15 protein-coding genes are annotated in these 13,393 nt (G+C 65.5%); 3 read left to right on the top strand and 12 right to left on the bottom strand.

The annotated features are described in order from the left end of the window. Positions 1–9 precede the first annotated feature (9 nt). The 3 genes from ACIQC0_RS05365 to ACIQC0_RS05355 are packed head-to-tail and all read right to left on the bottom strand — an operon-like array spanning position 10 to position 2,049. Positions 10–642: a YitT family protein gene (locus ACIQC0_RS05365; protein WP_400533145.1), complete on the bottom strand. Its 633-nt coding sequence runs from the start codon at positions 640–642 to the stop codon at positions 10–12. 58 nt (positions 643–700) lie between these two features. Then, the gene (locus tag ACIQC0_RS05360; RefSeq protein WP_400533143.1) at positions 701–1,393 is read right to left on the bottom strand and encodes an SRPBCC domain-containing protein; all 693 of its coding nucleotides are present in this window, start codon (positions 1,391–1,393) and stop codon (positions 701–703) included. After that, positions 1,390–2,049 carry a helix-turn-helix domain-containing protein gene (locus tag ACIQC0_RS05355; RefSeq protein WP_400533141.1) on the bottom strand — a complete coding sequence of 220 codons (660 nt, stop codon included), beginning with the start codon at positions 2,047–2,049 and terminating at the stop codon, positions 1,390–1,392. Before ACIQC0_RS05355 ends, ACIQC0_RS05360 begins: the two co-directional genes overlap by 4 nt. A gap of 140 nt (positions 2,050–2,189) precedes the next feature. On the opposite strand from ACIQC0_RS05355, the gene ACIQC0_RS05350 reads away from it, so the two are divergent. Together ACIQC0_RS05350 and ACIQC0_RS05345 are read left to right on the top strand one after the other, a co-directional pair. Continuing rightward, positions 2,190–3,170: an RluA family pseudouridine synthase gene (locus tag ACIQC0_RS05350; protein WP_400533289.1), complete on the top strand. Its 981-nt coding sequence runs from the start codon at positions 2,190–2,192 to the stop codon at positions 3,168–3,170. A 12-nt stretch (positions 3,171–3,182) separates the two neighbouring features. Next, the gene (locus ACIQC0_RS05345) at positions 3,183–3,794 is read left to right on the top strand and encodes a DedA family protein (protein WP_400533139.1); all 612 of its coding nucleotides are present in this window, start codon (positions 3,183–3,185) and stop codon (positions 3,792–3,794) included. Between the two features lie 8 nt (positions 3,795–3,802). Here ACIQC0_RS05345 and ACIQC0_RS05340 read toward each other — a convergent pair whose 3' ends face one another. Further along, on the bottom strand, positions 3,803–4,108 hold the full coding sequence (locus ACIQC0_RS05340) for a hypothetical protein (RefSeq protein ID WP_400533137.1): 306 nt from the start codon (positions 4,106–4,108) through the stop codon (positions 3,803–3,805). Between the two features lie 127 nt (positions 4,109–4,235). Between ACIQC0_RS05340 and ACIQC0_RS05335 the strand changes: the two genes are divergently transcribed. Then, positions 4,236–5,186: a LysR family transcriptional regulator gene (locus ACIQC0_RS05335; RefSeq protein WP_400533135.1), complete on the top strand. Its 951-nt coding sequence runs from the start codon at positions 4,236–4,238 to the stop codon at positions 5,184–5,186. Here ACIQC0_RS05335 and ACIQC0_RS05330 read toward each other — a convergent pair. From ACIQC0_RS05330 to ACIQC0_RS05295, 8 genes are read right to left on the bottom strand one after another with little or no spacing between them, the layout of a single operon-like run. After that, a complete protein-coding gene (locus ACIQC0_RS05330) occupies positions 5,155–6,027 on the bottom strand; it encodes a 3-hydroxyacyl-CoA dehydrogenase family protein (protein WP_400533133.1) in 873 nt (290 codons plus the stop codon). The genes ACIQC0_RS05335 and ACIQC0_RS05330 overlap by 32 nt on opposite strands. After that, a complete protein-coding gene (locus ACIQC0_RS05325; RefSeq protein WP_377216663.1) occupies positions 6,027–7,226 on the bottom strand; it encodes a thiolase family protein in 1,200 nt (399 codons plus the stop codon). Before ACIQC0_RS05325 ends, ACIQC0_RS05330 begins: the two co-directional genes overlap by 1 nt. 57 nt (positions 7,227–7,283) lie before the next feature. Then, on the bottom strand, positions 7,284–8,513 hold the full coding sequence (locus ACIQC0_RS05320) for an acyl-CoA dehydrogenase family protein (protein ID WP_400533131.1): 1,230 nt from the start codon (positions 8,511–8,513) through the stop codon (positions 7,284–7,286). Then, positions 8,503–9,972 carry an MFS transporter gene (locus ACIQC0_RS05315; protein WP_400533129.1) on the bottom strand — a complete coding sequence of 490 codons (1,470 nt, stop codon included), beginning with the start codon at positions 9,970–9,972 and terminating at the stop codon, positions 8,503–8,505. The genes ACIQC0_RS05320 and ACIQC0_RS05315 overlap by 11 nt, the downstream gene beginning before the upstream one ends. Beyond that, positions 9,969–10,403 (bottom strand): acyl-CoA thioesterase, encoded by a 435-nt coding sequence (locus ACIQC0_RS05310; RefSeq protein WP_377216660.1) that lies wholly within the window; start codon positions 10,401–10,403, stop codon positions 9,969–9,971. The genes ACIQC0_RS05315 and ACIQC0_RS05310 overlap by 4 nt, the downstream gene beginning before the upstream one ends. Next, positions 10,400–11,614: a CaiB/BaiF CoA transferase family protein gene (locus ACIQC0_RS05305; RefSeq protein ID WP_377216659.1), complete on the bottom strand. Its 1,215-nt coding sequence runs from the start codon at positions 11,612–11,614 to the stop codon at positions 10,400–10,402. The genes ACIQC0_RS05310 and ACIQC0_RS05305 overlap by 4 nt, the downstream gene beginning before the upstream one ends. 43 nt (positions 11,615–11,657) lie before the next feature. Further along, the gene (locus tag ACIQC0_RS05300; protein WP_377216658.1) at positions 11,658–12,539 is read right to left on the bottom strand and encodes a 3-hydroxyacyl-CoA dehydrogenase family protein; all 882 of its coding nucleotides are present in this window, start codon (positions 12,537–12,539) and stop codon (positions 11,658–11,660) included. Beyond that, complete coding sequence (locus ACIQC0_RS05295; protein WP_400533126.1) at positions 12,536–13,363, bottom strand: enoyl-CoA hydratase/isomerase family protein; 828 nt, start codon at positions 13,361–13,363, stop codon at positions 12,536–12,538. Before ACIQC0_RS05295 ends, ACIQC0_RS05300 begins: the two co-directional genes overlap by 4 nt. Positions 13,364–13,393: the final 30 nt, after the last annotated feature.

Genomic DNA, 13,393 nt, shown 5'->3' with positions numbered 1-13,393 from the left:
CCGGCGGAACTAGCGTGCCGCCGTCGTAGGTTCCGCACTGGCCGGACGGGCCGAAGGCGCCGCCGTGTCCGGCACCATGAACCGTGGCAGAAGCAACTGGACCAGGGGGCCGATGGCGAGCGCGTACACCACTGTGCCCACGCCCACCGAACCGCCCAGGAGCCATCCGATGGCCAAGACGGCAACCTCGATCAGCGTCCGGCAGAGCCGAATCGACCGGCCGGTGCGGTGTGCGAGGCCGGTCATGAGTCCGTCGCGGGGTCCGGGGCCCAGGCGGGCGCCGATATAGCAGGCGGACGCGACGCCGTTGAGCAGGACGGCGCCGGCCATCATGGCGAACTGGCCGGCAACGTGCGTGACATCCGGAATCACCGCCAGGCCCAGGTCCGCGAAGAGACCCACCAGGACCGCGTTGCACAGGGTACCGATCCCCGGCCGCTGCCGCAGCGGGATCCACAGCAGCAGCACCACGAAACTCGTGATGATCACCACGGTGCCGATACTGAGCACGGTTCGGTTGGCCACGCCCTGATGAAAGACGTCCCACGGGTCCAGGCCGAGCCCGGCGCGGATCAGCATCGCCAGGGACACCCCGTACAGGGCAAGGCCGATGAGAAGCTGGACGAGTCTGCGGGTCACCACACCACCTTGCCACGGAATCGCCCCGCAGCCGCCCCTTTCTCGTGCCTCCGGGCAGAGGTTACGCGTAGACCTGTCCGAGGAAACCGCCCCATGCTCTTGCAGTCGCGGTCGAATCGCCGGAACCGCTGAAATCATGCACCGTCATGCCCACCGGAGCGCCCCAGGCATTGCGGCCGAAGAACCTGTACATCGCATCCTTGGTGCGGATGCCCAGAAAGTGCTGGTTGGAAAAGTCCACTTCACCCGAAAGTCGGCCCACACCGTCGAGCTCCACGTCCACCGGTGAACCCTGCCGCGCCGACTCAACGCCCAGCGCCCTGCGGAGCCGCTCGAAACCCTCCGGCGACTGCGATGCGGCAGGTCCCTGGATGTCGGTGAACACCACGGGACGGCCATCAAAATGCGCCAGGTACTGCCCCAGCGTGTGGAGGTAGAACTCGGTGTGGCGGGACGCGCCGTCGTACTGTTCATCCCAATTGTCCGCAAAGACGCCGCTGTGGACGTAGTGCAGGCGGGCGCGGTTGTCCTCCAGCGGTTCGAGCACGTGCTCCAGCTGGTTGAACCAGCCGTCCGGGCCCTCCATCCGCGAGACCAGGTGGGTGGGGTATTCCTGGACGGTCTTCACATCCGGCCACTGGTCCGTGGGGAACATCCAGGCCGGGGTTCCGCCGGTTACCGCCTCCCACACCCGTTCCGGCGTGGCGGGAAGTTCGGTGTCATGAACGATTTCGAAGCTGCGGTTGTCAGTCATTGTCCTGTTCCTTGCCTGTCTTGTGGGCGGTTGCCTTGGGGTTCTGGTCGGGTGCCTTGAGGGCCCGTCGCTTTCAGGACCGGGTGCAGTGCGACCACCAGCCGGTGGCGCCGCCCCTTGGATGCGCTCGAGCCGCCGTGATTGTGGTACTTGTCCACCAGTTGCGTAACCGCCACACCGAGTTCCTCGGCAAAAGCGGCCCGGTCGGCGGCGGTGCGGAAAGTGATTTCGCCGTCGATCGCAAACGTCGCCAGCTCCTGCTTTGCCGCAGCCGCGCCAGCGATCAGCTTGCCTGTCTCCTGCACCATCCGGCCGGCGAGCGCCAGCAGCCAGAAAGCGGAGAAACGGTCCGAAAACCGGTGCGGATCCGGCGACACCTGGGCCAGCGCCTGGGGCGAGATCAGGTACGACGCAGCCGTCGCCTGCAGCACCCGCTCCGTGACGTTTCCCTTGCGCCGCTCCTCCACCAGCTCCACCAGGCCGTGCCGTTCGAGGGCCTTGAGGTGGTAGTTGACCTTCTGCCGGGGCAGGCCGGTTTTGGCGGCGAGCTGCGTGGCCGAGCCCGGCTCCCCCAGTTCGCGCAGGATCCTGGTCCGAATAGGGTCCAGCGACGCCTCTGCGGCGGCCGGATCCTCGATCACCGCGATGTCCAACATGGGTTAACAATGCCCACCGACAACTTTTTTTGTCAATAACTTTTTTCTGTTCGGAGTCCCCGGGGTGCGGACGTTCACATCTGTCCCAGCGTCACGCTGCCGATCCGCGCCCGGGCCCCCCCGGGTAGACTGGACCGGTGATGCAGTCACCCCTCCCCGTGCGCGACGGCGTCAATGCCACCCGCCTCCGCCTGCCGGAAGACGGTCCGTGGGATACGGCCATGGACTACATGATGCACCGGTGGGGCCACATCGATCCACAAGGCATCGAGGACCGTTTCGACGCCGGCGAAATCGTGGGTGAAGGCGGCGTTCCACTGGATCGGACCACCAGGCTCCAGGACCACACGTTTATCTGGTACTACCGCACGCTCCCGCCGGAAACCCGGATACCGGTGGAGATCAAGATACTGCACCAGGACGAGCACCTCCTGGTCGCAGACAAGCCGCATTTCCTGCCCACCACGCCCGGCGGCACCTACATCCAGGAATCGGCGCTGGTCCGGCTGCGGAACCAGCTCGACCTGCCGGATCTGATCCCCATGCACCGGCTGGACCGCATGACCGCCGGCGTCCTCCTGTTCTCCACCAACCCGCAGACACGGGGCAAATACCAGGTGCTCTTCGAGAAGCGCCAGGTCCAGAAGGAGTACGAGTGCGTGTCCGCCGCCGAGCCCGCGCCGGGGCACCCCGCCGTCGAGTTTCCCGTTGTGGTCCGTAACCGTATGACCAAGTCCCGCAGCTACCTCCTGGCCGAGGTGGTGGACGGCGAGCCCAACGCGGAAACCAGGATCGAACAGCTCGAAACGTTCGACGCCGGCACCCCGGCGGACGTTTCAGCCGCCGGTTCCGCAGCGCATCCCGCGGTCCGCCTCGGCAGGTACCGGCTGGAGCCGCACACCGGAAAGACCCACCAGCTGCGGGTGCACATGGCATCACTGGGACTGGGCATCGTCAACGACGCGTTCTACCCGGAACTCCTGGACAAAGCCCCGGACGACTACTCCAGACCGCTCCAGCTCCTGGCCCGCGGCATCCGTTTCGTGGACCCGATCTCGGGCAAACCCGTGGAGTACCGCAGCCGGCTGGAATTGAACGAAGCAGCACGCGCCCGCGCCTGATAGCTTGGCGCCATGGACTTCGGCAGCGCAGACAGCTGGGGCGCGGCGATCTATTTCTGGATCATCCCCTTGGTCCTCGGCGATGCAATCTTTCCGCTGGTGCCGTCCGAGATGGTGGTCATTACCGGCGGCGCGCTCTCAGCGGACGGTCGGGCCAACATCTTCCTTGTGCTCCTGCTGGCCGCCGTGGCTTCCTGGATCGGCGACATGGTGGTTTTCCAGCTCTTCCGTCGCCGCCTCAGCCATAGCCTGGACCGCTGGCGCTGGGGCCGCCGGGTCCACCGCGGCATCCACGAGGCCATTGCGAAGGCCGGCCGCACCACCACTTACGGCACCATCATCGGCGCGCGTTTCATCCCGGGCGGCCGGCTGGCCACCTCCGCGGCGGCCGGTATCGCCAGCGTGTCAGTGCGCGGCTTCAGCCTCTGCGCCGGGCTCGGAGCAATCCTCTGGGCCTGCTGGCTGGGGGGTTTGGGCTACTTCACCGGTTCGGCCACCCGGCTGCCATTCTGGGCGAGTTCACTCATCGGGGTGGCGTTGGGGCTCCTGGTGGGCGCCGCCGTCGGAATAATCGCGACCCGGCGGCGCGGCAACCGCTCACCCGTGGACGAACCGCCCGCCTGACCTCAACCTCACACGGGCAGCCAGCGGCCGCGGGCGCGGCGAAGTACGGTAAGCGTTCCGGTCAGGGCAACGCGTTCGACGGCGTCACGCATCATCGCGGCCGACTCCACCGCGTGGCGGTTCTCGCCGCTGTATTCGGTCGCCTCCACGAGGAAGCGCAGGTTGAGCTGCGGCACACCTCCGGCGATTTGGAGCTGGTGCGATTCGACGTGATGGCGGGTTCCGAGCGCTTCGACGGCGGCGTCCATGACCGCCTCGGGCGGATTGCCGGGCCGCAGGCCGGTGATTTTCAGGCGCGCTTGAAACGAAGGCACCCCACCACCCTAGACGATCCGGTCCCGCATTCATCCTTCCGGATTGAACCGGGAGAACCTTGATCTATTCCCCGTTTGGATACCAATGCACGGCGCATCAAGTCTCTGGCTGCAATAACCTTGAGGGATGGAAATCCAGCAGGCCCGTGCCTTTCTCGTCGTTGCTGAGGAACTGCACTTCGGCCGCGCCGCCAAGCGGCTGCATATGGCCCAGCCGCCCCTCAGCCGTCTCATCCGGCAACTGGAGGCCGAACTGGACGGCACGCTGTTCGAACGCAACACGCGCCACGTCAGCCTCACTCCGCAAGGGGAAGCCCTCATCGAGCCCGCCCGTGAACTCGTCCTGCTGGCGGAACGGATCAAGGACGTAGTCCGTAAGTCCAAGGCAGGCGAGGTAGGCCGTGCGCGTATCGGTTTCGCCGGCGCATCCGTGAATCAGGCCGTGGGAGAACTCGCCCGCCAGATCCGCCGCAAGCGGCCGGGCATCTCCCTGGAGCTCCACAGCTCCCAGTTCTCGCATGTAGGCCTCGAGAAGGTCCTGGACGGTTCCCTCGATCTCGTCATCGGCCGATGGGACTTCCTGCCGCCGGGTATCAGCTCCCGGCTCACCGCCGTGGAAGAGCTGCTGATCGCACTGCCGGAAAATCACTCCCTTGCGGCGAATGACGCGGTTTCCGCCGAAGACCTCGCCGATGAAGCATGGATCGTCCTGCCCGGCGGAGCAGGCGCCACCCTGCCCAACCGGCTGAACACCCTTGCTGTGAACGCCGGATTCGTACCCCGCATCGTCCAGGTAGCCCCCGACTCCTGGACGTTGGTTGTGCTGGTGGGCGCCGGGGTTGGCATTTCGCTGATTCTTTCAAGCGTGCGCGACAACATCCCCTCCCGCGGCGTGGTCTACAGACCCTTGAAACAGGAACAGCGTCCAGTCGAGGTACGGCTGATCTGGCGGAAGGGGGACCTCAATCCCGCCGTCCAGGCGGTCATCGAAATCTCCGAAAGCGTTCTCCCGGTCCCGGACCCTGCCACCCTCGAACACGCGCCCCTCAGCCTGCGTCCGCCTGCGGACTGTAGGTGAAGAACCCCTTGCCTGACTTCCGGCCCAGCTCCCCGCGGGCCACCATATCCCGCATCAGCCGCGGCGGTGCGAACCGCGGGCCGAGAGTACGTTCCAGGTACTCCGCGATGCCCAGTCGGACATCAAGGCCCACCATGTCCGACAACGCCAGCGGGCCGACTGGATGCTTGTAGCCCAGCTTCATCGCGTTATCGATGTCTTCTGCGGAGGCTACACCCTCCTCCACCATGCGCATTGCCTCCAGCGCAATAGCCACACCCAGGCGGGAGGAAGCGAAACCTGGGGCGTCATTGACGACGACGGGGGTTTTGCCCAGTTCCCCCACCCACCTCGGTGCCAGGTCTGCGAGCTCCTGACCTGTATTCCGGGCGAGCACCACTTCCACGAGATGGGAGGCCGGGACGGGGTTGAAAAAGTGCAGCCCGCAGAAGCGCTCCGGCCTCCGCAGTTGCCCGGCGAGCCCCTCCACTGACAGGGAAGAAGTATTGGTTGCCAGCCATCCACCCGCCTGGAGATGACGTTCCACCTCCTGCAGGGCGGCGACCTTCACGTCCCACACCTCCGGGACGGCTTCGACGACGAGACCGGCCCGGGCGAAATCGGCGCAGTCGACTGAGAGGGAAAGTCTTCCGGTCCATTGGTCCACGCTGCCACCCGCGGCGCCCCGCTCAAGCGACGCCGCCAGGTCCCGATGAATCCGGTCCTTCGCGGCCTGCACAGACTTCGAGTCCCGCTCCACTACAACCACCCTTGCCCCGGCAAGCAGGAAGGCATGGGCGATACCCGCACCCATGCGGCCTCCTCCCAGCACGCCTACGACACCGGGCACGATTCCGGCCATCAGACCCGCTCCACCAGCAGGGCCGTGCCCTGGCCCACGCCGACGCACATTGTGGCCAGTCCACGTCCGGCGCCTTCGCGCTCCATCCGGCCGAGCAGGGTGACCACCAGGCGGGATCCGGATGATCCGAGGGGGTGTCCAAGGGCGATCGCCCCGCCGTCGCTGTTCACAATCTCCGGGTCCAGGCGGAGACGGCGGATGCAGGCCAGGGACTGGCTGGCAAATGCCTCATTGAGCTCCACCGCACCAAGGTCACCGATCCCCCACCCGGCGCGGTCGAGCACCTTTTGGGTTGCCGGCACGGGGCCGATGCCCATGAGGTGCGGCTCCACACCGGCGGAGGCACCGTCGACGATCCGGGCCCGGGCACGGAGCCCGTACTTCTCGACAGCCCGTTCGGACGCGACCAGGACCGCGGAGGCACCGTCGTTGAGGGAAGATGAGTTGCCGGCTGTGACGACGGTGCCGTGCTGGACGACCGGCCGCAAACCAGCCAGGACTTCCATGGTGGTGCCGGGACGGGGCCCTTCGTCGGTGTCCACAATGGTTTCAGCTCCCTTCCGGCCTGTCACCGTTACCGGAACGGTCTCGGCAGCGAAGCGGCCGGCGCCGATCGCAGCGACCGCCTTGGCGTGGGACGCCACGGCGAACGCATCGGCGTCCTCGCGGGAAATGCCGTCGACGGTGGCGACTTCCTCTGCGGTTTCGGGCATCGAAAAGGTCAACTTGTCGACGTGGTGGAATCTGGGGTTCGTGAAGCGCCAGCCGATGGACGTGTCAAAAATTTCTCCGGGCTTCGCGTACGCCTTGGCGGGCTTCTCCATGACCCAGGGGGCCCGGGACATCGATTCCACGCCGCCGGCGACCACCAGGTCCGCTGCTCCGGCCTTGACCATGTGGGAGGCCATGGTGATGGCCGACAGCCCCGATGCGCACAAGCGGTTGACCGTAATGCCGGGAACTGTGTCGGGAAACCCCGCCAGCAGCCAGGCCATCCGGGCCACATTCCGGTTGTCTTCCCCCGCTCCGTTGGCGTTGCCAAAAATCACCTCATCGACGTCGTGGGGGTCGATCCCCGCGTCCGTCACCACGTGTCCGACCACCAGGGCCGCGAGGTCATCCGGCCGCATGGTCGACAGGGCGCCGCCATAGCGGCCTACAGGGGTGCGTCCCCCTCCGACGAGAAAGGCTTCCATCATTCTTGTGTCCGTTCCTTAGTGCGTACCTGTTGCTGCTGCTGGTGCAGCGCCGGTGGTTTAGTTGAAGGCAGAAATGCCGGTGATGTCCCTGCCCACCAGCAGGGCTTGAATGGAATCGGTGCCCTCGTAGGTGGACACCACTTCCATGTCGGTCATATGCCGGGCAACGTGGTTTTCGAGCAACAGTCCGTTCCCGGCCAGCAGGTCACGTGCCTCGTTGCAGATCCATTTGCCCTTCTGGGCTGTCGCCATTTTCACCATCGACGCCTGGGCGTTGGTCAGCTGGCCGCGGTCCGCGAGCTCGGCCATCCGGTTGCACAGCAACTGCATGGCGGTGAGTTCGCTGAGCATGTTCGCCAGCCGCGCCTGGACCAGCTGGTAGCCGCCGATCGCCTTGCCAAACTGCATACGCTTCGACGCGTAGTCGGCGGCGATTTCGAAGGCCGCCATGGCGTGTCCCACGGCTTCCCAGGAAGCTCCGCCCCGGGTGGCCTGAAGGACTCGGGAGACGTCCTTGAAGGAGTTGCAGCCTGTGAGGCGGTTCGCGGCCGGGACGCGGAGGTCCGTGATCAGGATGTCGGCCTGGTTGATGGCGCGCTTTCCCACTTTGCCCCTGATGACTTCCGGCCGGTAGCCGGCGGGGTATGCGCCGTCGTCCTCCTTCTCAACGACGAAGGCGTTAACCTGCCCGTCCGTAACATTCCGGGCGAAGACAACCACGGCGTCGGCCGCGTGGCCGTTTCCGATCCATCTCTTATGTCCGTTGAGCACCCATGAGGAGCCTTCGAGGCGGGCACTGGTCTCCAGGGCGACAGAATCGGAACCATGCTCCGGCTCAGTCAGTGCGAAGGCGCCGGTCTTTTCCAGCCGGGCCATGCCCGGTAGCCAGCGGGCCTTCTGCTCTTCGCTGCCGAGCATGTTGATCGCGCCCATGCAGAGGTTGGAGTGGACGCCGAAGAACGTGTTGATGCTGCCGTCGGCCCGGGCGATTTCACGGGCAACCATGCCGGCCGCCTTCCGGCTCATGCCCGGGCATCCATGGCCCTGGATTGTGGTGCCGGCGACGTTTAACTCTGCCAGGGCGGGCACCAGTTCCCACGGGAACTCGGCACGCTCCCAGTATTCATTGATCACAGGCAACACGCGTTCCTGGGCAAAACTGCGCACCTTGTTCCGGACGGCGATCTCCTCTGGGCTGAGGTCCTCGTCCAGGCGGAAATAGTCAGCGTCGGTGCTGGTCCCGGTGGCTACGGGTGTTGCCCGTTGGGCTGCAGTTTCAATGGTCATTTTTGGTCCTTTCGTTGGCGGGTTCGGGGATTACCCGGATGGGCCGGGGAACACCGGCGGTGCGGCGTGTCAGGCCGCGGGCGTCCCCGAATGCGTAAAGCATGGCGACTCCCATCAGGGAGACAAAGGGGAAAAGGAGGAGGGTCGCGTCAGCGGCGTAGGCAAGGGCCACGACGGCGTATCCGGCCCCCATCGCGAGGAAACGGATCATGTTGTGGATGCCTACTGCGGTCCCGGACCTTCCTGCGGCGGATAGGACGATGTCGGTTGCTGCCGCGCTTTGGGTAAAGGCTATGCCTGTGCCCGCGAGCACGAGTCCGGCCACCACCATGGACAGGACCGCCCACGGGACCATGCCGAACCGGGAACAGCAAACCGCCAGCGCCACGACCGGCCCGGATGCCATGAGGATCAGGATGCCGCGCCGAAGTTGCACATTCACGCCGCGGCGGCGGCCAAGCCTGGCGGCGAGGGGGCCGGCCACGATCATGGAGAGCGCCATCGTGAAGACAATGGCTCCGATGCCTGCAGGACCCATGTCCAAGTCCCTCGCCAGGAACAGCGGTACGGCCACAATGAAAACCGCCATCGATCCCATCGCCAGTCCGGCCCCGGCGGCCGCCCGCAAATATCCGCGGTCGCGCAGGAGACTGGGATCCAGCAAGGGGCCCGGAGCGCCAGCGTGTTCGGCTGCGAAGCGGGCCCGCCGGACGGAAAGCCGCCCGAACAGCCACAAGCTGAAGACCGCGCTGCCCAGGGAGCACAATATCCACCACCAGGACGTGGCCTGGCCTATCAGTACGGTGCCCGCAGCCGTGGACCCGGCCCCCACGACGAGCCAGAACATCGCGAACCTGTGCATTGGAGGCCGTTGAGGGCCGCTGGCCGGCATGGAGGCAATGAGCAGAAGGATCATGACCAGGACCAGCAATCCGTGGCTGAGGAACACGTTCCGCCAGCCGAGGGCTTCGGTGACGAGACCGCCGAAAAGCGGCCCGACCGCCTGGCCAAGGCCGATCGCGGAAGCCCAGGCCCCCATGGCCTGCGCCGTCCGCTCCGGCCAATGATTCATCAAGGCGGCCTGCACGCACGGCGGGATGGCGCTGCATGCCGCACCCTGCACGGCCCGGGCAGCGACCAGGGCCTCGGTCCCTGAAGCCTGCGAGGCCGCGGCCCCGGCAAGGACAAGGACACTGAGGGCCCAGACCAGCAAGGTCTTTGTTCCCACCCGATCGCCGACCCACCCGGCAAGTGGCACGAACATTGCCATCGCCATCGTGAAGGCACTGACGGCCAGGACCGCCTGCTGCCTGGTCATCCCGAGATCGGTCTGAATGACGTATAACGGTGCATTGATGACGTTCGCTGACAGGGTGCCCAGCGCGGTGGTGCCGAGCAGGGCAAAGTAGGCGATCCTGCGGCCTCCGTTGCCGGTCCTGCCCTGCTCGGTGGTGTTCATGCACGTTCGTCTGCGGTGCACGGCTGGGGAACCTGCACCTCGTTCAAAGAATCTCGCACGGTTGCTGGAAGCGGTGCAGGGCGTCCCGTAGCCGGATCCATCTGGACAAGCACTGTCCGGGCCCTGGCCGCTACATTCCCATGCTGGTGCAGCGTGTAGGCCACGGTGTAAGAGGTACGACCCACACCGGCAACCCACACCTTGGCCGTCAGTTCCGGTCCATGGTCGATCGGCCGTAGATAGTCGAGGCTCAGGGAGGCGACAACCCGCGGGTTCGTTGGGTCGGGAATGCCGGTTTCACCGAGCCAGTGTGCGATCGCTGCGAGCCGCGCCTCTTCGAGCAGGGTGACAATGCGCGCATTATTGACGTGGCGGTTGATGTCCATGTCTGACCAGCGGACGGCCAGCGGCGCGGTAAACACGAGGCTCATGAGGCTTTTCGGACCGCCTGCCGTGCGCCGTCCAGCCAGAGCAGGATCTTGTCCCTGTCACCGTCAAGCAGGGGTGGAGCCTGGCTGTAGTCGACGGGGGTCCGGCTGAAGGACACGGGGTGGCGGACCGTAGGAATGCTGCGGTCCCCCTTGCCGGCCATCGCCACGGGCTCCAGCCCGAGGCTCTGGGCCAGCTCAACTCCTTCCTCGACCGTCAGGATCGGCGCGCATGGCACCTGCACTGCCTTCAGTCGCTCGAACCAGACCCCGGCATCCTCGGTTGCCAGCCGTTCGATCATGAGCCCGCGCAGCGCCGCCCGGTGTTCGTTGCGTGCCGCCGGCGTGCTGAAGCGCTCGTCCCGGGCGAGCTCCGGGACACCCAGGCATACGCACAGGCGTCCGAACTGTCCGTTGTTGCCGACGGCGATGACGATCTCCTTGTCCCGGGCCGGGAACGGTTCGTACGGGTAGAGACTGGGATGCTCGTTGCCCATCCGGGTGGGGACGGTACCTCCTGTCACATACGCTGCTGACTGGTTGACCAGTCCTGACAGGGCCGAGGACAAGAGGTTCAGTTCAACGTGCTGCCCCGTCCCGGATTCCTGCTGCTCGTGGAATGCGCCAAGGACACCCACGGCTGCATGGAGTCCCGTGATGACGTCGAACAGCGCCACACCCGCCCTGTACGGCCCGCCATGCTGGCTGCCGGTGAGGCTCATCATGCCGGACAGCGCCTGGGCCAGAAGATCGTAGCCCGGCAACTCCGCCCCACCCGCCGTACCGAAACCGGTGATCGAGGCGTAAACCAGGTCCGGCCTCCATGCACTGACACTTTCGTAATCAAGGCCGTATCTCGTGAGCCCGCCCGGCTTGAAGTTTTCCACCAGGATGTCCGCACGGGCGATGATCTGCCTGACAAGCTCAAGTTGTTCGGGGTCGGTGAAATCCAGCGAAATAGAGTGCTTGTTCCGGTTTACCGAGAGGAAGAACGTGCTCTCCCCGTCCCGGTGCGGCGGGGTCCACGCACGGGCGTCGTCGCCGGCGGAGCTCTCCACCTTAATGACAGTCGCCCCCATGTCGGCCAGCAGCATGGTGCAGTAGGGGCCCGCGAGCACCCGGGTCAGGTCCGCCACCACTATCCCTGCCAGCGGGCCCGTCCCGGATCGGCCGAAAATATTCCGCAGTTCCTCTGCGGCCAGGGACTGGCTCATCTTTTTTCCTCTCGTAGTCCAAAACGGGCGCGGGCAGCCGCTTTCAGCCGGCATACTCGTACCAGCCGTGCCCGGTCTTGCGCCCGTAGCGGCCTTGGGCATAGAGCTTCTCGATTGATGGGTGGGGCAGGTCCTTTGGGTCCCCCGTCTGCTCATGTTCTGCAAGCCGGATCAGGTAGCTGACATCGATTCCCACCAGGTCCATCAGTTCGAACGGCCCCATGGGGTGGCCCAGAGCGGTTCTCGCGGCGACGTCGATGTCCCCGAAGCTGGCCACGCCCGATTCCTCGAGGCGAAGTGCCTCGTCCCGCAGCGCTCCGAGGAGCCGGTTGGCGACAAATCCGGGGACTTCTTTGTTGAGCCTGACGGGCTGCTTGCCGATCCTGCGGGCCAATTCGGCCGTGGCTTCGACGGTCTTGTCCGACGTCAATGGATTCCGTACGACCTCAACGCACTGCATGACGAGGGCAGGATTGAAAAAGTGCATGTTGCACACCCGGTCCGGCCTGCCGGTGGCGTCAATCAACAGGGATGAGGGGATCGTGGAGGAGTTCGTGGCCAGGATGGCATGCTCCGGGGCCGCTTTGTCCAGGTCCGCGAAAAGCTGCCGTTTGATGTCCAGCCGTTCGACTGCGGCTTCCAGAACAAAGTCCGCGGTCCGCGCTGCTTCCATGGAGTCGGTCGTGTACGCCATCCGTGCCAGCGCGTCGTCTATCTCCTTGCGGCTCCGGCTGCCTTTCTCCGCCATACGCCCCAGCCGCCGGCGCACCTCATCCCGGGAACGGCCGAGCGCGTTCATATCCAGGTCACTGATGGTGACGTCATAGCCGCCGAGGGCAAAGAGGGCGCTGATCTGGGTGCCCATGGCGCCCGACCCCACCACCAGCACATGCTGGATCGAATCAACGGTGTCGTGCCTGCTCATACGTGTTCCTTCCGTTCCGTTTCAGTGCCGGTCATCGATTTACCGAACCGTGCGGGGCGTTTTTCAAGGAATGCAGCTGCCCCCTCGGCCTTCTCGTCGGAGGCGTAGAGCAAGGACTGCGCCAGCCGTTCAAGCAGGAGACCGGTTCGCTGATCAGTCTCGATGCCGTTGCGCACTACGAGCCTGGCCAGCCGTACGGCCAGCGGCCCCTTGGCGAGGATGCTGTCCGCGGTGACGGCCACGGTGTCCATCAGGTCTTCTGCGGGGACAACGTTCGTGACGAGACCAATACGAAGAGCCTCATCGGCGTCGATGATCCGCCCTGTGAGGATCATTTCCTGGGCCCGGCCAACACCTACGAGCCTGGACAGCCGCTGGGTGCCGCCTGCTCCCGGAAGGATCCCCAGATTGGTCTCCGGGAGCCCGAAGCGGGCATTGACTGATGCGATGCGGATGTCGCAGGACATCGCAAGTTCGTTTCCGCCGCCCAGTGCGTAGCCGTTGACGGCGGCAATCGTGGGCTTCCCGTAATCCTGCACACGGTCATAGAGCCGCTGCATTCGCGCCTGCAGACCGTCCTGGAGCGTGTAGCCGGCCAACTGGGAAATGTCTGCGCCTGCGATGAACGATTTCTCGCCTGCACCGGTGAAGACCACCACGCCGATGTCCTCGCGCCCTTCAAATTCTTCGAGGGCAGCCTCGATCTCGCTGAGCACCTGGCGGTTCAGCGCGTTACGCACCTCGGGACGGTCTATGGTCAGTACCGCCATCCGGCCGATGACCTCGGTCGCGACGAGCGTCGCGCTCGCTGTTGCATGTGTCACGGGAATCAATCTCCTTTTTCCGGGTTTGCT

Source organism: Pseudarthrobacter sp. NPDC092419, assembly GCF_044755045.1.
In the GTDB taxonomy this organism is placed as follows: Bacteria; Actinomycetota; Actinomycetes; order Actinomycetales; family Micrococcaceae; genus Arthrobacter.
This window is presented reverse-complemented; position numbering and strand designations above follow the sequence as displayed.